Below are 17,646 nucleotides of genomic sequence, written 5' to 3'. Positions count from 1 at the left end.
CGTCATCCGCGGCCTTTTTCGTTTTCGGCGTTTAGCTCTTTGTTCTTATGGATGTCATTATCCTGGAGCCGCTGCACAGTTCCTTAAGCCAGCGCTGCCCTGATCTTTTGTGCATTGGCGGCAAGCACCGCGCCGTCTTCCATTTTGCCGGAATGCGGCTTCAACGCCACGCCCTCGTGACGGGGGATGACATGGAAATGCAGATGGAACACCGTCTGACCGGCCGCCGGTTCGTTGAACTGGGCGATGAACACGCCATCGGCGTCGAAAACTTCCTGGACCGCCTGGGCGACCTTCTGGACGGCGGTGATGGCATGGGCGAGGGTGGCGGGATCGGCATCGAGGATATTGCGGGAAGGCGCCTTCGGAAGGACGAGCACGTGGCCCGGCGCCTGCGGCATCACATCCATGAAGGCGACCGTATGCTGGTCCTCGTAGATGCGGTGCGAGGGAATTTCGCCGCGCAGGATCTTGGCGAAGATGTTGTTGTCGTCATAGGCGGCCGGGCTGGTCATCGCGAAATCTCCTCGTTTGCTGGTTGATCGAGTAGCTTGGTCGGCGGGCCGGCGTCAATCCTCCTGCTGGCGCTCGCCTTTGCGGAAAGGGCTGTGCTCGGTCAGCAACTCGCTCATATGTTCGACATCGGCCCGCTCGCGCGCGAGATAGTCGCCGATTGCACGGCGAAGGCCGGCATGGGCGACATAATGGGCGGAATGCGTCGTCACCGGCAGGTAGCCGCGGGCGAGCTTGTGTTCGCCCTGCGCTCCGGCCTCGACCCGTTTCAGCCCTTTCGAAAGGGCAAAGTCGATCGCCTGATGATAACAGACCTCGAAATGCAGGAAGGGATGATCCTCGATGCAGCCCCAGTGGCGGCCGTAGAGCGTGTCGCCGCCGATGAAGTTGATCGCGCCGGCGATATAGCGGCCCTCGCGCTTGGCCATGACGAGCAGGATGTCGTCGGCCATGCGCTCGCCGATCAGCGAATAGAACTTGCGGGTGAGGTAGGGCCGGCCCCATTTGCGGCCGCCGGTATCCATATAGAACTTGAAGAACTGGTCCCAGATGCGTTCCGTGAGGTCTCGGCCGGTCAGCCAGTCGATGCTGATGCCGTTTTCGAGTGCTGCGCGGCGCTCCTTCCGCAACGCCTTGCGTTTGCGCGAGGCGAGCGTTTCGAGAAATTCCTCGTGATTGGCATATCCCTCGTTGATGAAATGGAACTGCTGGTCGGTGCGGTGCAGATAGCCGTCCATCTCGAAGACGCCGATCTCTTCATCAGGCACGAAAGTGATATGGGCCGAGGAAATACCGAGCCGGCGCACGACCTCTTTCAGGCTTTCGGCGATCGCGCTCTGGATCGGCAATCGCTGCAATCCCTCGGCGACGAGAAGACGCGGCCCCGTTGCCGGCGTGAACGGGATCGAGCACTGCAGTTTGGGATAATAACGCCCGCCGGCTCGCTCGAAGGCGTCGGCCCAGCCATGGTCGAAGACATATTCCCCCTGGCTGTGGTTCTTGAGATAGCCGGGCAGGGCGCCGATCAGCTCGCCGCGATCGGTCTCAAGCAGCAGGTGGTGGCCGAGCCAGCCGGTTTCGGCGGCGGCCGAGCCGGACTCCTCCAGCGAGGATAAAAAAGCGTGCGAAATGAAGGGATTGTAGGCAAGTGTGCTGCCTGCCTTCGACGCCCCGGAAAGCCTGGACCAGCTCTCCGGGGAAATCGCGGTGAAGGAGCGTTCTACGCGAATGGATAGTTCATCGGTCATGGGGCAAATGCGAAGCCTGTGGGGAGGGGACGGTTCGGCTCTGCCTCAGTCTGCGCATGATCTTGGCCAAAAAGCGAGCGTCAAACGGCCACGCGCGGATCGAAGCCTTCGAAGGTCATCTGGTCTGCATTGGCGAAGGTCCGCCGGCGCGCCTCTTCGTCACGCACCGTCCAGGTGATTACGGGAATGCCCTTTTCGCGTTCGCCCGTGATGAAGGCATTCGGCAGATCGCCATAATAATAGGAGATGAAATCCAAACCGATCTCCATCGCCTGCGCATGCGTCCTGAACTGCTCCGGCGTATTGCCGTCGGCCGTCAATCCGAGCGGGTAGGGCGCATCAAGCGCCTTCAGATCGCGCAGCAGCCAATGGTCGAAGCTCATCAGCGCCACTTTGCCTTCATAGCCTTCGAGCACTTCGAGTACGGATTCGGCAAAACCCTCGTCGTCGGCCTCGCGGCCCTTGAGCTCCAGCACCAGCGGGACCTTGCCCTTGACGAGATCGAGGAGCTGACGCAGCGTCGGCACCTTATCGTTTGTGCCCCCGACGGCGATCAGCCCGAGCTCCCTGGAAGTGCGCTCGCGGATGTCGCCGTTGAGATTGCACAGGCGCTTGAGATTCTCGTCGTGAAAGATGATCGGCACGCCGTCGGAGGCATAATGCAGGTCGCATTCGATCGCAAAGCCCGCTTCGACGGCGCGCGAGAAGGCCGAAAGCGTGTTTTCCCAGACATGCTTGTTGAGGTCGTGATAGCCGCGATGGGCGACCGGCACGTCCTTGATCCAGTCTGCATTGGTCATTCTGCGATTTCCATGACGGCGTCGATCTCGACGGCGGCATTCAGCGGCAGAGCGGCCATGCCGACGGCAGCGCGCGCATGTTTGCCGGCCTCGCCGAGCACGCCGGCAATCAGGTTCGAAGCGCCGTTGATGACGAGATGCTGCTCGACGAAGTCGGGCGCCGAGGCGACGAAGCCATTCAGCTTGATGACGCGCCGGATTCGGCCGAGATCGCCGCCGAGCGCAGCTTTGGCCTGGGCGAGAATGTTGATGGCGCAGAGTTCGGCGCCGCGTTGGCCCGCTGCAACATCCACGGTCTTGCCGAGATGGCCCGATACGGCAATTTTGCCGCCTTCGAGCGGCAGCTGTCCGGAGATGTAGAGAAGATTGCCGCTGATGACGTAGGGAACGTAGTTTGCGGCGGGAGCCGCGGCTTCGGGCAGGGTTATCCCCATCTCGCTCAGGCGTGCAGCAATTTCATTGGACATTTTCGTCTCCGCTTTTGTTGTCAATGTTTCAAAAATTATGCATCAAGACTAGAATCTTTAATATGACAGGTTCGAGCCTCGATTTGGCCGAAAGAGTTCATATAACATCGCGGCCGAGTCCAACAGGAGTGAATGAATGTTCCGATCGTCGCTTGCCGCTCTGCTTCTCGCCAGCGTTTCCGCCAATGCATGGGCGGGCGCGCCTGCGGCGAGCGCGGCGATTGCGACCGGCCTCGTCGCTCATCGCGCCGTATACGATCTGGAGCTGAAGGACGCCTCGGACCGCTCGGGTATCGCCGGCATGTACGGCCGCATGGTCTATGAATTTGACGGCAGCTATTGCCAGGGTTTCACCACCAATTTCCGCTTCGTGACGCAGATCGATACCGGCGACAGCGTGCGCGTCAGCGATCAGCAGACCAAGACCTTCGAGAACCTGAAGGACGGCAAATTCACCTTCGACACCAAGTCCTTCACTGACGACCAGCTCGACAAGGAAGTCAACGGCGCGGCCGAGGATCGGCCTGACGGCGTCAAGGTCGATCTCAAGCAGCCGGCGAGCCGCGAGCTGCAACTGGCTGAAAGCCGTTTTCCCACCGAGCATATGCTCGATGTGATCCAGAACGCCAAGGACGGCAAACGCTTCTTCGAGGCCCGCGTCTTCGACGGGTCTGATGACGGCGACAAGTCACTGGTGACGACGACGATCGTCGGCAAACAGGAAACGCCGGTGACGGACGAGGCCGATGCCGGCAATGCCGGCGCTTTTTCCAAGACAGCCTTCTGGCCGGTGACGATCGCCTATTTCAACGAGAATGCGAAAACGGATGCCCTGCCGGTCTACCGCATGTCCTTCAAGCTCTATGAAAACGGCATTACCCGCGACCTGACGATGGATTACGGCGATTTCGTCCTGACCGGAAAGCTCGCCAAGCTGGAGCTGCTCGACCGCAAGGCCGAGGTTTGCAACTAAGCCGTCTGCGGTTGTGATAAAGCCATGTCACAGCGGCATTCGCGGGGCCGGATGGTTCCTGCATTCGTCATGTTCCCATTTGCGTGAGGTGCGCAGGGGCGAATACGGCAGCTTTCTCAGTATAATATTCCAAACGGAATGTTTTGCTTGCTTTTATGCCAAACGGAATGTATGGGCACCACCATTCCACACGTAAGGCATGGGATCGTCCGGGAGAAATCCGGGCTGTTCCGCCCGGTGGCATCCTCGAAGAGGGTGCTGTTCGCCTTGCGGAGGTTCAACCGGAAAAGGATAAAAAGGCATGGCATTGCCCGATTTCTCTATGCGCCAGCTTCTCGAAGCAGGCGTCCACTTCGGCCACCAGACGCACCGCTGGAACCCGAAGATGAAGCCGTATATCTTCGGCGATCGTAACAACATCCACATCATCGACCTGGCCCAGACCGTTCCGATGCTGTCGCGCGCCCTGCAGGTCGTCAGCGACACCGTTGCCCGCGGCGGCCGCGTTCTCTTCGTCGGCACCAAGCGCCAGGCGTCCGAGATCATCGCCGACAGCGCCAAGCGCTCGGCCCAGTACTACGTCAACTCGCGCTGGCTCGGCGGCATGATGACGAACTGGAAGACGATCTCCAACTCGATCCAGCGCCTGCGCAAGCTCGATGAGATCCTCGGCGGCGAAGCCCAGGGCTTCACCAAGAAGGAACGTCTGAACCTCGAGCGCGAGCGTGAAAAGCTCGACAAGGCTCTCGGCGGTATCCGCGATATGGGCGGCACCCCCGACCTGATGTTCATCATCGACACCAACAAGGAAAAGATCGCGATCGACGAAGCCAAGCGCCTCGGCATTCCGGTCGTCGCCATCATCGATTCGAACTGCGATCCTGACCTGATCGACTATCCGATCCCGGGCAACGACGACGCATCGCGTGCGATCGCTCTTTACTGCGAGCTGATCTCCCGCGCCGCCATCGACGGCATCGCGCGTCAGCAGAGCTCTTCCGGCCGCGATCTCGGCGCATCCTCCGAAGTTCCGGTCGAGCCGGCTCTCGAGGAAGCAGCCGAAGGCTGATGAAAGCGGGCGGAGCGAACGTTCCGCCAATGCTTGCAGAGACTGGGAAAGGCCGCTCGCGACTCATCGAAGTTCGGCGGCCTTGCCTGTTTCAGGGCAAAGGCGCCAGGGCGCTTTGCCGGACAAGTTTCGATATGACGCGTCTTCATCACGCTGTCATACATACAGGTACATTTCGAGCGTCAATCCGGTGCCGCGCCGCGCTTTGCGGCCCACCGTATGAACCGACAAGAGGAAGCTAATGAGCGAGATTACGGCTGCAATGGTGAAGGAACTGCGCGAAAAGACCGGCGCAGGCATGATGGACTGCAAGAAGGCTCTTGCTGAAACCAATGGCGATATGGAAGCGGCAATCGACTGGCTGCGCGCCAAGGGCATCGCCAAGGCCGACAAGAAGTCGGGCCGCACCGCCGCTGAAGGCCTCATCGGCGTTTCGAGCGCAGGGACCAAGGCCGTCGTCGTCGAAGTCAACTCCGAAACCGACTTCGTCGCCCGTAACGATGCCTTCCAGGATCTCGTCCGTGGCGTCGCCAAGGTCGCCGTCGCGACCGACGGCACCGTCGACGCCATTGCTGCCGCGACCTACCCGGCATCCGGCAAGTCCGTTTCCGACACGATCAAGGACGCGGTCGCAACGATCGGCGAGAACATGAACCTGCGCCGCGCGGCTGCTCTCTCCGTCGAGGACGGCGTCGTTGCCACCTATATCCACAATGCCGTTTCCGATGGCCTCGGCAAGCTTGGCGTTCTCGTCGCCCTGAAGTCGACCGGCGACAAGGAAGCCCTGAACGCCATCGGCCGCCAGGTCGCCATGCACATTGCCGCGACCGCGCCGCTGGCGATCCGCCCCGAGGAAGTCGATGCTGCCGTCGCCGAGCGAGAGCGCAACGTCTTCATCGAGCAGTCGCGCGCTTCCGGCAAGCCCGACAACATCATCGAGAAGATGGTCGAAGGCCGCATGCGCAAGTTCTTCGAGGAAGTTGCTCTTCTCTCGCAGGCTTTCGTCATCAATCCTGATCTCACGGTCGCAGCTGCCATCAAGGAAGCTGAAAAGGCCGTCGGCGCGCCGATCGAAGTTGCCGGCATGGCCCGTCTCCTGCTCGGCGAAGGCGTCGAGAAGGAAGAAACCGATTTCGCAGCCGAAGTCGCGGCTGCCGCCAAGGGTTGAACTTCCAGCCATAATTGGGAAAACACAAGGGCATCGCGTGACAACGCGGTGCCCTTCGTGTATCGGGCATTCACGGCAATTTACGAGGAGCCAAGATGTCTTTAGAGCCTGTCTATAAACGCGTTCTGCTCAAGGCTTCCGGCGAAGCGCTCATGGGTAGCCAGGGTTTCGGGATCGATGTCGCGGTAGCGGACCGCATTGCATCCGATATCGCCGAGGCGAGGCATATGGGTGTGGAAGTCGGCGTCGTCGTCGGTGGCGGCAATATCTTCCGCGGTGTCGCGGTGGCGTCCAAGGGCGGAGACCGGGTTACCGGCGACCATATGGGCATGCTCGGCACCATCATCAACGCGCTGGCGCTCGCGACCTCGCTACGCAAGCTGAACATCGATACGGTGGTGCTTTCGGCCATCTCCATGCCAGAAATCTGCGAGAGCTTTTCGCAGCGCGCGACCCTCTATCATCTGTCGATGGGGCGCGTGGTGATCTTTGCCGGCGGCACCGGCAACCCCTTCTTCACCACCGATTCCGCCGCGGCACTCCGCGCTGCCGAAATGGGCGCGCAAGCGATCTTCAAGGGCACGCAGGTGGACGGCATCTACACCGCCGACCCGAAGAAATATCCCGACGCGACCCGCTTCGACCGCCTGACGCACCAGGAGGTGCTGGAAAAGGGGCTTGCGGTGATGGACGTTGCCGCCGTAGCGCTTGCCAGGGAAAATTCCATTCCGATCATCGTCTTCTCGATCCACGAGAAAGGCGGTTTTACCGAAATCTTGACGGGCGGTGGCCTCAAGACCATCGTCTCGGACAACTGATATAAGCTGCGCCGTCTATTTGGCGCAGCCCTCGCTAGAACATGATGATTTGAGGCTTGGTTGGCCTGAGATCTGAATCATGTTCTACATTAAATAGTTAGAGCATGATGTCTCCCGAAAGCCGCTGACACTTTTCGGCATCATGCTCCGGACGGGAGCATCGACATGAGTGAAGGTATCGACATCAAGGAACTGAAGCGCCGCATGGACGGCGCGGTTTCGTCATTCAAGAGCGACATCGCATCGCTGCGCACCGGCCGCGCTTCGGCCAACATCCTCGATCCGGTAACGATCGAGGCCTATGGTTCGCGCGTGCCGTTGAACCAGGTCGCAAACATCACCGTGCCCGAGCCGCGCATGCTGACGGTTTCCGTCTGGGACAAGTCGATGGTCAGCGCCGTCGATCGCGGCATTCGCGAATCCAATCTCGGCCTCAATCCGATCGTCGACGGCCAGAGCCTGCGCATTCCGCTGCCGGAACTGAACGAGGAGCGCCGCAAGTCGCTCGTCAAGGTGGCTCACGATTATGCCGAAAAGAGCAAGGTGGCGATTCGCCATGTCCGCCGTGACGGTATGGACGGCCTTAAAAAGGCCGAGAAGGATGGCGTAATCGGCCAGGACGAGGGCAGGGCGCAGTCCGAACGCGTACAGAAGATGACGGACGAGACGATTTCCGAAATCGACCGCTTGCTTGCCGAGAAGGAAAAGGAAATCATGCAGGTCTAAGGGATCTGTGCCTTTGCCTGGAAAGACCGGACGGGAAATGTCGGAAGCTGTATTTGTGACTGTGCCAGAGCATGTTGCCATCATCATGGACGGCAATGGCCGTTGGGCCAAGCAGCGCGGCCTGCCGCGCACCATGGGCCATCGAAAGGGTGTCGAAGCGGTGCGCGAGACGGTGCGCGCCGCCGGTGCCGCCGGCATCAAATATCTGACGCTCTTCGCCTTCTCCTCGGAGAACTGGCGCCGGCCGGAGGCCGAGGTCTCCGATCTGCTCGGCCTGCTCAAGGCTTTCATCCGGCGCGACCTTGCCGAACTTCATCGCCAGAATGTGCGGATCAAGGTGATCGGCGATCGTCACAGCCTGCGCAGCGATATTCTCGGCCTCCTGCTCGAAGCGGAGGAGACGACCAAGGAGAATACGGCGCTGACGCTGGTCATCGCTTTCAACTACGGCTCCCGGGATGAGATCTCCCGCGCCGTGGTGAGCTTGGCAAGGGATGTCGAATCCGGCCGTCTGAGAGCGCAGGATATCACCCCCGCTCTGATCAATGCCCGTCTCGATACGGCAGGTATTCCCGATCCGGATCTCATCATCCGCACGAGCGGCGAGGAGCGGCTGTCCAATTTCCTGCTGTGGCAGGCCGCCTATTCGGAATTCGTCTTCCTTCCGGAATACTGGCCGGATTTCAGCCCCGAAATCTTCCGCTCGGCGCTGGAGAAATTCGCCTCCCGCGACCGGCGTTTCGGTGGCTTGTCACAAGCAGCCGCGGTCGGCACCTGATGCATAGGGAATTGAAGCTCCGCATCGTTTCAGGACTGATTCTTGCGGTCGTCGTTCTCGCCGCCACCTGGTATGGCGGTCTTGCCTTCCGCATCCTCGCAGCACTGATCGGCCTGCTGATCTATTATGAGTGGACGAAGATCACCGGCATCGCGCGTGACTGGGTCGCCAATGCGGTCGGCTGGGTCGGCGAGGCGGCGATCGCCTTTCTCGTGCTTGTCGGCAATTTCGAATTCGCCACCGGCATGCTGGTCGGGGTCACCGCCGTCGGTATTGCCCTCATCATCCTGCACGGTACGAGCCGTTGGTTCCCGGCAGGCCTGTTTTATGCCGGCGCCACCGGCGTGGCGCTCGCTGCGATCAGAAGCGACGATCAGCCGGGTCTCTACGCCATGCTCTTCGTCTTCGCCGTCGTCTGGGCCACCGATATCCTTGCCTATTTCGTCGGCAGGGCGCTTCGCGGGCCGAAGCTTGCCCCGTCGATCTCGCCTGGAAAGACATGGTCGGGGGCAATCGGCGGTGCCGTTTCTGCGGTCGCAGCCGGCGTCCTTCTCGTTCATTTTCTTCTTCCCGGCGCGGAAAACATTGCCGCCGGCGTGGCGCTCGTTCTGTCGGTCTGCAGCCAGTCTGGCGATCTTTTCGAATCTTTCATCAAGCGCAAATTCGGCGTCAAGGATTCGAGCCATCTCATCCCGGGCCACGGCGGCGTCATGGACCGCGTCGACGGGCTGATTTTTGCCTGCTTTTCGGCGTTCTTGCTTGCTGGGCTATTTTCCTTGATAAAGGGGAACGGGATGACGTCGCTTGGTGCGGCGTTGTTCGGCCTTTGATGACGCGGCAGCCTGACGGAAGGAACTCATGGAAGCGGTGACCGGCATATTCGGATTTTTGACGGGCTATATCGTTCCCTTCGTCCTCGTCCTCTCGCTGCTCGTCTTCGTGCATGAGATGGGCCACTATCTCGTCGGGCGCTGGAGCGGCATCCGCATCCTTGCCTTTTCGGTCGGCTTCGGTCCTGAGATATTCGGTTTTACCGACCGCCACGGAACGCGCTGGAAGATTTCGGTAATCCCGCTCGGCGGCTATGTCCGCTTCTTCGGCGACGAGGATGCCTCGAGCAAACCCGATGCCGACAAGCTCGCCGCCATGTCCGAGGAGGATAGAGCGCGTTCCTTTGCCGGCGCAAAGCTGTGGAAACGTGCGGCAACCGTTGCGGCCGGCCCGATCGCCAATTTTCTGCTGGCAATCGCCATCTTCACCGTTCTTTTCGCGGTCTATGGCCGCACGGTCGCCGATCCTGTCGTGGCCGAGGTCAAGCCGGATAGTGCGGCTGCGGCCGCCGGCATCCTCCCCGGCGATCTGCTGGTTGCCATCGACGGCGGCAAGGTCGAGACCTTCGACGACGTGCGCCGCTATGTCAGCATCCGCCCGAACCAGAAGATCGTCGTGACGATCGATCGCGCCGGCCAGAAACTCGACCTGCCGATGGTGCCGCAACGGACCGACATGACCGACCAGTTCGGCAACAAGATCGAAGTGGGCCTGATCGGCATCGTCACCAACCAGGAAGTCGGTCATTTCCGCCTGCAGACCTATACGCCGCTCCAGGCGCTGCGCGAGGGTGTGATCCAGACCAGGGATATCGTCACCGGCACTTTCAAATATATCGGCAATCTCCTCACGGGATCGATGCGGGCCGATCAGTTGGGTGGGCCGATCCGCGTGGCGCAGGCTTCGGGCCAGATGGCCACGCTTGGTATAGGCGCAGTGTTGCAGCTTGCTGCCGTGCTTTCGGTTTCGATAGGATTGCTTAACCTGATGCCGGTTCCGGTACTTGATGGCGGCCACCTGATGTTCTATGCGGTGGAGGCGGTAAGGGGAAAACCGCTGGGCTCTGGGGCTCAGGAAATTGCATTTCGCATTGGCTTGGCCATGGTACTGACATTGATGGTTTTCGCGACCTGGAACGACATTAGCGCGCTGATAGGATAAACGCGCAAGGCAAGGGAATTACTATTTATTTACGATGTTTCAAGGCTGTAGTGGCGAATGGGTCACGCTTGGAAATGAAGTAAACAGAAATTAACGACCTCCCTTGCTTGTATGTCAAAAGCGGGTAAAACGACACACGTGACCGGAATCGGGGTTTCCCGGGGACGGGGACGAGGGAAAAAAGGTAATAGGTGAAATGAAGGCTGGTTCAAGGTTTTTGAACGCAGTATCGGCGGTTGCGCTGTCTGCTGGTGTTGTTGCTTCGGGCGCAGGTGCTGTGACGTTCGTTTCTGCTACGGCCGCTGAGGCCGCGGTTATCCAGCGCATCGATGTGCGCGGCGCAAGCCGCGTCGGCGCGGAAGCCGTCCGGTCGAACCTCACCATCGCTCCCGGCAAGAGTTTTTCGAACACCGATATCGATGACTCGGTCAAGCAGCTCTACGGCACCGGCTACTTCTCGGACGTCAAGATCTCGGTCTCCGGAAGCACGCTCGTCGTCAATGTCCAGGAAGCCCAGCTCGTCAATCAGGTCGTCTTCAACGGCAACCGCAAGATCAAGGACGACAAGCTCGCGACCGTGGTTCAGACCCATGCCGCTGGCCCCTACAGCGATACCCAGATCCAGTCCGACATTCAGGCGATCAAGGATGCCTACGCCGCCACCGGTCGCAGCGAAGTCGAAGTGACGACGCAGGTGGTGCCGCTCGGCGAAGGCCGCGTCAACCTGGCTTTCGTCATCAATGAAGGCGACCGCACCAAGATCGATGCGATCAATTTCGTCGGTAACAATGCCTACAGCGCCGGCCGCCTGGCTGCCGTCATCCAGACCAAGCGCTCGAACTTCTTGTCGTTCCTGACCCGCAAGGACGTCTACAACGAAGACAAGCTTCACGCCGACGAAGAAGCGCTGCGCCAGTTTTATTACAACCGCGGCTATGCCGACATGCGCATCGTCTCTTCCGATGCCAGCTTCGACGAAGCGACCAACAAATACACGCTCACCTTCAACATCGAGGAAGGCCAGCGTTACGACTTCGGACCGGTGACCGTTCAGTCGACTGTCGAAGGCGTCGGCTCGGATCAGCTGCAGCCGCTGGTGCGCACGAAAGAGGGCCACCTCTACAGCGCCAAGGAAGTTCAGAAGTCGATCGAGGCGATCTCCGATCAGGTGGCCTCTGCCGGTTATCCCTTCGCACGCGTCACGCCGCGCGGTAACCGCGACCTCAACAACAATACGATCGGTGTCGAATATCTGGTCGATCAGGGCGAGCGCGCCTATGTCGAGCGCATCGAAATCCGCGGCAACAGCCGCACGCGCGACTATGTCATCCGCCGCGAATTCGATATGAGCGAAGGCGACGCCTTCAATCAGCAGATGATCACCAAGGCCAAGCGTCGCCTCGAAGCGCTCGGTTACTTCTCCTCCGTCAATATCTCCACCCAGCCCGGCAGCTCGCCGGACCGCGTCGTGGTGGTCGTCGACGTGCAGGATCAGTCCACGGGTTCGTTCGGTGTCGGCGCCGGTTATGCGGCCGGCGGCGATGGCCTGCTGCTCGAAGCCTCGATCGAAGAAAAGAACTTCCTCGGCCGCGGTCAGTACATCCGCATCTCGGCCGGCGGCGGTCAGGAAGGCTCGCGCGCCTACGGCGTCAGCTTCACCGAACCCTATTTCCTCGGTTACCGTCTGGCGGCAGGCTTCGACGTCAACCACAGCGAAACGTCGAGCAACGACGACTACGATTACGAGGAAACCAGCGTCGTTCTGCGCGTCACGGCGCCGATCACCGAAGATCTGGCGACGACCTTCCGCTATAATTACAAGCAGATGAAGTATGACGGCGATACCGCCGACCTTTCGGCCACCTACGCCAATCTGGTCGACGAGAGCCCGTGGACGCGCTCTTCCGTCTCGCAGACGCTGACCTATAACACGCTCGACGACACCGTCCTGCCGCGTGAAGGCATCTACGCAACGGCGACGCAGGAAATTGCCGGCCTCGGCGGCGACTCCCAGTTCTACAAGATCTACGGTAAAGCGCGTTATTACCACCTGCTCGCCGACGATGCCGATATTATCGGATCGCTTTCTGCTTCGGCGGGTTATGTCGTCGGCTTCGGCGATAACCTGAACGTCTTCGACCAGTTCACCCTGACCAACGCCGATATTCGCGGCTTTGAGAACAAGGGTATTGGTCCGCGCATCCAGGGCACCAACGACGATCCGCTCGGCGGCACGACCTATTTCACGGCGTCCGCGGAAGCGACCTTCCCGATGCCGGGCTTCCCGCGTGACTTCAACCTGCGTGGCGCAGTCTTTGCGGACGCCGGTACGCTGTTTGGCAATGATGTCGATCTTCTTGGTGCAGACCAGGCTGAAGGCACCAGCGCTTCGCTGCGCGCTTCCGTCGGTGTCGGCGTCGTCTGGCAGTCTCCTTTCGGTGCATTGCGTCTGGATTACGCGATCCCGGTTCTCAAGGAAGACTTCGACAAGACGCAGAACTTCAAGTTTGGCATCAACAACCAATTCTGATATCGGCAGTCCGGAACTGTAAGACTCAATTCCGTTCTGGAGCATTGCCGATGGAGCACAACGCTTTTTTTCTGCCCCATGAAGGTCTGAAGCTCGCGGAGCTGGCAGAGTTTCTTGGGGCGGAGCTCGCTAATTCCGATCATGCCGATGTCGTCGTCAGGTCCGTCGCGCCCATCAGCCGGGCGCGGGCGGGCGACGTCTGTTATATCCTGTCGCGCCGCAGCCGCGATGAATTCGCGACGTGCGAAGCCTCTGCGGTGATCTGTGACAATGCGCTTGTGGACCTCGTACCTCCGCATATCCCGATCATCCTGTCGTCCAATCCGCACGCGGCTTTCGCAATGGCGGGCGGCCTGTTTTATCCCGCTGCATTGCGTCCAGTTGGCCTTCCAGGCGAGAGCGAGATCGCTCCGAGCGCGGTGATCGATCCGAGCGCCAAACTCGAGAAAGGCGTGATCGTCGAGCCGTTGGCCGTCATCGGTGCGCACGCCGAGATCGGCGAGGGGACGCGCATCGGCGCGCACGCCGTCATCGGTTCAAATGTCAAGATCGGCCGGGATAGTTCGATCGCTGCCAATGCCAGCATTCTCTGCGCGCTGATCGGCAATGGCGTCATCATCCACAATGGCGTTCGCATCGGCCAGGATGGCTTCGGTTATGCGCCGGGTCCGCGCGGCATGATCAAGATCGTCCAGATTGGCCGCGTGATCATTCAGGACAATGTCGAGATCGGCGCCAATACGACGATCGACCGCGGCGCCATGGACGATACGGTCATCGGCGAGGGCACCAAGATCGACAATCAGGTGCAGATCGGCCACAACGTCCAGATCGGCCGCCATTGCGCCATCGTTTCGCAGGTCGGCATTGCCGGCAGCACGAAGATCGGCAATGGCGTGCAGATCGGCGGCCAGGCCGGAATCAAGGGGCACGTGACCATCGGTGACGGCGTGCAGATTGCCGCCAAAAGCGGTATCATGACCGATCTTGCCGCCGGCGGACAATATGGCGGTGTCCCTGCACGTCCGCTAAAAGACTATCTGAGAGAGGCCGCGCAGCAGGTTTCGAAGAGCAAGTTGCGCGGAAAGAACCCTGGAGGCAAGCAAAATGACTGAGGAAGCCACGACAACGCTTTCTTCGGCTGACATCATTGAGATCATGAAGCTGCTGCCGCACAGGTATCCGTTTCTCATGGTCGACAAGATTATCGAGATCGACGGCGACAACACCGCGATCGGTATCAAGAACGTCACCGTGAACGAACCGCATTTCACCGGCCATTTTCCGGAATCTCCGATCATGCCGGGCGTTCTGCTGATCGAGGGCATGGCCCAGACGGCGGGTGCGATCTGTGCCAAGAAGGAAGGCCAGCCGGGCAACCTCGTCTATTTCATGACCATTGAGAATGCGCGCTTCCGCAAGCCCGTCGTGCCCGGCGATCGCGTCGAATTTCACGTCAAGAAGCACAAGCAGCGCGGCAATATCTGGAAATTCCATTGCGACGCCAAGGTTGACGGCGCGCTTGTCGCCGAGGCCGATATCGGCGCGATGATCGTTCGTAAGGATCAGGCATGAGCAATATCGCCGAAAGCGCCCGTATTCATCCGATGGCCGTCGTCGAAGACGGAGCTGATATCGGTGAGGGCGTGAAAATCGGTCCCTTCTGCTACGTCGGCGCGCATGTCGTGCTTCATGCGAATGTCGAGCTCCTGGCGCATGCGGTCGTCACCGGCCGCACCGTGATCGGCAAAGGCACGCGCATCTTCCCGATGGCCGTGGTCGGCGGTGATCCGCAGAGCGTGCATCATGGCGGCGAGGAGACGACACTGACGGTCGGCGCCAACTGCACGATCCGCGAAGGCGTGACGATGAATACGGGCACGGCCGATTTCGGCGGTCAGACGATCGTCGGCGACAACAACCTCTTCCTTGCCAATTCCCATGTCGCGCATGATTGCCGCGTCGGCAACCACGTGATCATGTCGAACAACGTCATGCTCGCCGGCCATGTCGTCATCGAGGATCGCGTCATCCTGGGCGGCGGCTCGGCCGTTCACCAGTTCACCCGCGTCGGCCGTCACGCCTTCGTCGGCGGTCTGTCGGCAGTGAGTTACGACGTCATCCCCTACGGCATGCTGAACGGCAATCCCGGGCTACTGGGCGGTCTCAACGTCGTCGGCATGACCCGCGCCGGCATCGATCGCGCCGTCATCCACAGGGTTCGCCGCGCCTACAAGGCGATTTTCGAAGGAGCGGCCTCCGTCCGCGAAAATGCCGCCGCGATCCGCGAGGAATATGCCGATTGCGAGCAGGTGGTCCAGATCCTCGATTTCATTGCTGCTGAAAGCGACCGCGCCCTGTCCTCGCCGACCAGAGGGCAGAAGGGCTAGTCCGTGGCTTTATCAGGCGACACCGCGGCGGGCCGGCTGGCGATCATCGCCGGCGGTGGTCTTCTGCCTTCCTATGTCGCCGAGGCCGCGCGAGCGGCTGGCGAAAATCCCGTTATCGTTGCGCTGAAGGACGAGAGCGACCGGCGCTGGGAAGGCTATGACCACGCGGTCGTCGGCATCGGCGATTTCGCCGCCCTCGACGGCCTCTTCAACCGCTACGGCGTCAGCCGCGTCGTCATGTCCGGCAGCGTGCGCCGCCGGCCGGAGTGGCGTGAGGTGCGGCCGACCCTGCGCATCCTGATGAAGGTTCCGGCCGCCATCCGCACATTGCTGTCTGGCGGTGATGATACGGTTCTGCAGATGGTGATCCGGTTGATCGAGGGAAACGGCCGGCGCGTCGTCGGTGCCCATGAGATCGCTCCTGATCTTCTTGCTTCCATCGGCCCCCTTGGCGCGGTGGCGCCCAGTGAGGAAGATCGCCGCGATATCGCCCGCGCTGCCGAAGCCGCCGAAACGCTCGGCCGGCTCGATATCGGGCAGGGCGCCGTCAGCATCGGCGGGCGCGTCGTTGCCCTGGAGGGGCTTGAGGGCACGGACGAGATGCTGGAACGTGTCGCAGGTCTCAGAGCCGCCGGGCGCATCTCGCCGCGCCGCCGCGGCGGGCTCGTCAAGCTTTGCAAGCCCCAGCAGGATATTCGCGCCGATCTGCCGGCGATCGGCGTTTCGACGGTCTTGAATGCTGGCAACGCCGGTCTTGCTGGCATCGCCGTCGAGGCTGGGCGGTCACTGGTGCTCGATCGCGCCGCCGTCATCAAGGCTGCCGATGAGGCCGGGCTTTTCGTCTGCGGCATCGATCGCGGCCTGCCGGCATGGGGGCTCGAATGAGTGGCGCGCCGCTGAAGATCGCCGTCATCGCCGGCGAGGTCTCGGGTGATCTGCTCGGTGCCGATCTGATCGCCGCGCTCAAGCGCATTCATGCTGGACCGGTGGAGCTCGTCGGCGTCGGCGGCGAGGGGCTGCAGGCCGAAGGCTTGAAATCGCTGTTTGATTTTTCCGAGCTGTCGATCATGGGCATCACCCAGGTGCTGAGCCGGCTGCCGAGGCTGTTCACCCTGATCCGCAAGACGACGGCTGATATCATCGAGGCCAGGCCGGATATCCTCCTCATTATCGACAGCCCGGATTTCACCCATCGCGTGGCCAAGCGCGTGCGTACCGCGCTGCCCGATCTGCCTGTCGTCAACTATGTCTGTCCGAGCGTCTGGGCCTGGAAGGAATATCGCGCGACGCGGATGCTCGGCTATGTCGATCACGTGCTCGCCGTCCTGCCCTTCGAGCCGGGAGTGATGCGTTCGCTCGGTGGGCCGGCAACGACCTATGTCGGGCATCGCCTGACTGCCGAGCCTGCATTGCTTGAGACCCGTCGCCTGCGCGCCGGCAGGCAGCCCGGCAACGGCCCGATCCTTCTTCTTCCCGGCTCGCGTTCCTCCGAGATCAAGAAACTCCTGCCTTACTTCCAGGCCGCAACGAACGAGCTTGTCGCCCGCAACGGCTCTATGCGCTTTATTCTGCCGACCGTGCCACACAGGCAGGCGCTCGTTCGCGAAATGACGGCGGCATGGGCGGTACAGCCGGAGATCGTCGTCGGCGCGGAAGCGAAATGGAAGGCCTTCGCGGAAGCCGATGCAGCCATGGCGGCCTCCGGAACGGTCATTCTCGAATTGGCGCTTGCCGATGTTCCCGTCGTCTCGGCCTATAAGGTCGACTGGATCATGCGGATGCTGACGTCGAGCATCAAGACCTGGACCGGCGCGCTGCCGAATCTGATCGCCGACTACCCGGTCGTGCCGGAATATCTGAACGATGTCGTTCGCGGCGCAAGCCTTGCACGCTGGATGGAAAGGTTGTCGGCCGACACCTATCAGCTCAAGGCGATGAAGGAAGGCTACGAGCTCATCTGGCAGCGAATGCAGACGGAAAGACCGCCAGGAGAGCACGCGGCTAAGATATTGCTCGATGTTCTCGCCAATAAAAAACCCGGCCATTTCTGAACTGACCCCGTAAAGTTGGACGGTTTATTGGCTGGGATTATTTAAGGGCTGAGTCCTGTATTGAACAGGGCTCAGCCCTTTGAGTTTTAGCCTGATGCGATCGTTGTTGTAATACCGAATATAG

Annotated in this window: 19 protein-coding genes; 14 read left to right on the top strand and 5 right to left on the bottom strand. The window is 60.8% G+C overall.

Features of this window, described 5'->3' with window-relative positions:
- Positions 1-83: 83 nt before the first annotated feature.
- The 4 genes from ATY78_RS02910 to ATY78_RS02895 form a co-directional block, all read right to left on the bottom strand.
- Positions 84-515: an HIT family protein gene (locus tag ATY78_RS02910; RefSeq protein WP_088680863.1), complete on the bottom strand. Its 432-nt coding sequence runs from the start codon at positions 513-515 to the stop codon at positions 84-86.
- Between the two features lie 54 nt (positions 516-569).
- Positions 570-1,760 (bottom strand): GNAT family N-acetyltransferase, encoded by a 1,191-nt coding sequence (locus ATY78_RS02905; protein WP_088680862.1) that lies wholly within the window; start codon positions 1,758-1,760, stop codon positions 570-572.
- Between the two features lie 80 nt (positions 1,761-1,840).
- Positions 1,841-2,560, bottom strand: a complete 720-nt coding sequence (locus tag ATY78_RS02900; RefSeq protein WP_088680861.1) for a glycerophosphodiester phosphodiesterase — start codon at positions 2,558-2,560, stop codon at positions 1,841-1,843.
- Positions 2,557-3,027 carry a RidA family protein gene (locus tag ATY78_RS02895; protein WP_088680860.1) on the bottom strand — a complete coding sequence of 157 codons (471 nt, stop codon included), beginning with the start codon at positions 3,025-3,027 and terminating at the stop codon, positions 2,557-2,559. Before ATY78_RS02895 ends, ATY78_RS02900 begins: the two co-directional genes overlap by 4 nt.
- A gap of 136 nt (positions 3,028-3,163) precedes the next feature.
- Here ATY78_RS02895 and ATY78_RS02890 point away from each other — a divergent pair, with 136 nt between their 5' ends.
- From ATY78_RS02890 to lpxB, 14 genes are all read left to right on the top strand, one after another.
- Positions 3,164-4,000 (top strand): cell envelope integrity EipB family protein, encoded by an 837-nt coding sequence (locus tag ATY78_RS02890; RefSeq protein ID WP_088680859.1) that lies wholly within the window; start codon positions 3,164-3,166, stop codon positions 3,998-4,000.
- A gap of 301 nt (positions 4,001-4,301) precedes the next feature.
- Positions 4,302-5,069, top strand: a complete 768-nt coding sequence (gene rpsB / locus ATY78_RS02885) for a 30S ribosomal protein S2 (RefSeq protein ID WP_008526906.1) — start codon at positions 4,302-4,304, stop codon at positions 5,067-5,069.
- A gap of 241 nt (positions 5,070-5,310) precedes the next feature.
- Complete coding sequence (tsf, locus tag ATY78_RS02880; protein ID WP_088680858.1) at positions 5,311-6,237, top strand: translation elongation factor Ts; 927 nt, start codon at positions 5,311-5,313, stop codon at positions 6,235-6,237.
- A 95-nt stretch (positions 6,238-6,332) separates the two neighbouring features.
- Positions 6,333-7,055 carry a UMP kinase gene (gene pyrH, locus ATY78_RS02875; RefSeq protein ID WP_088680857.1) on the top strand — a complete coding sequence of 241 codons (723 nt, stop codon included), beginning with the start codon at positions 6,333-6,335 and terminating at the stop codon, positions 7,053-7,055.
- Between the two features lie 165 nt (positions 7,056-7,220).
- Complete coding sequence (gene frr / locus ATY78_RS02870; RefSeq protein ID WP_088680856.1) at positions 7,221-7,781, top strand: ribosome recycling factor; 561 nt, start codon at positions 7,221-7,223, stop codon at positions 7,779-7,781.
- 37 nt (positions 7,782-7,818) lie between these two features.
- A complete protein-coding gene (locus tag ATY78_RS02865) occupies positions 7,819-8,559 on the top strand; it encodes an isoprenyl transferase (RefSeq protein WP_088680855.1) in 741 nt (246 codons plus the stop codon).
- Positions 8,559-9,389: a phosphatidate cytidylyltransferase gene (locus tag ATY78_RS02860; RefSeq protein WP_088680854.1), complete on the top strand. Its 831-nt coding sequence runs from the start codon at positions 8,559-8,561 to the stop codon at positions 9,387-9,389. Before ATY78_RS02865 ends, ATY78_RS02860 begins: the two co-directional genes overlap by 1 nt.
- A gap of 28 nt (positions 9,390-9,417) precedes the next feature.
- Positions 9,418-10,551, top strand: a complete 1,134-nt coding sequence (rseP, locus tag ATY78_RS02855) for an RIP metalloprotease RseP (protein ID WP_088680853.1) — start codon at positions 9,418-9,420, stop codon at positions 10,549-10,551.
- A gap of 196 nt (positions 10,552-10,747) precedes the next feature.
- Positions 10,748-13,081, top strand: a complete 2,334-nt coding sequence (gene bamA, locus ATY78_RS02850; RefSeq protein ID WP_088680852.1) for an outer membrane protein assembly factor BamA — start codon at positions 10,748-10,750, stop codon at positions 13,079-13,081.
- A gap of 50 nt (positions 13,082-13,131) precedes the next feature.
- The gene (lpxD, locus tag ATY78_RS02845; RefSeq protein WP_088680851.1) at positions 13,132-14,196 is read left to right on the top strand and encodes a UDP-3-O-(3-hydroxymyristoyl)glucosamine N-acyltransferase; all 1,065 of its coding nucleotides are present in this window, start codon (positions 13,132-13,134) and stop codon (positions 14,194-14,196) included.
- Positions 14,189-14,656 (top strand): 3-hydroxyacyl-ACP dehydratase FabZ, encoded by a 468-nt coding sequence (gene fabZ / locus ATY78_RS02840; protein ID WP_064709042.1) that lies wholly within the window; start codon positions 14,189-14,191, stop codon positions 14,654-14,656. The genes lpxD and fabZ overlap by 8 nt, the downstream gene beginning before the upstream one ends.
- Complete coding sequence (lpxA, locus tag ATY78_RS02835) at positions 14,653-15,471, top strand: acyl-ACP--UDP-N-acetylglucosamine O-acyltransferase (RefSeq protein ID WP_088680850.1); 819 nt, start codon at positions 14,653-14,655, stop codon at positions 15,469-15,471. Before fabZ ends, lpxA begins: the two co-directional genes overlap by 4 nt.
- 3 nt (positions 15,472-15,474) lie before the next feature.
- The gene (locus ATY78_RS02830) at positions 15,475-16,356 is read left to right on the top strand and encodes an LpxI family protein (protein WP_088680849.1); all 882 of its coding nucleotides are present in this window, start codon (positions 15,475-15,477) and stop codon (positions 16,354-16,356) included.
- Positions 16,353-17,522: a lipid-A-disaccharide synthase gene (gene lpxB, locus ATY78_RS02825; RefSeq protein WP_088680848.1), complete on the top strand. Its 1,170-nt coding sequence runs from the start codon at positions 16,353-16,355 to the stop codon at positions 17,520-17,522. Before ATY78_RS02830 ends, lpxB begins: the two co-directional genes overlap by 4 nt.
- Before the next feature lie 24 nt (positions 17,523-17,546).
- Here lpxB and ATY78_RS02820 read toward each other — a convergent pair.
- On the bottom strand, positions 17,547-17,646 hold a 100-nt coding region (locus tag ATY78_RS02820), incomplete at its 5' end, for an IS3 family transposase (RefSeq protein ID WP_141105615.1).

Origin of the sequence: Rhizobium sp. R635 (assembly GCF_002211285.1) — a bacterium.
In the GTDB taxonomy this organism is placed as follows: Bacteria; Pseudomonadota; Alphaproteobacteria; order Rhizobiales; family Rhizobiaceae; genus Rhizobium.
Note: the sequence above shows the minus strand (reverse complement) of the source record. Positions and strands in the feature narration are given on the sequence as shown.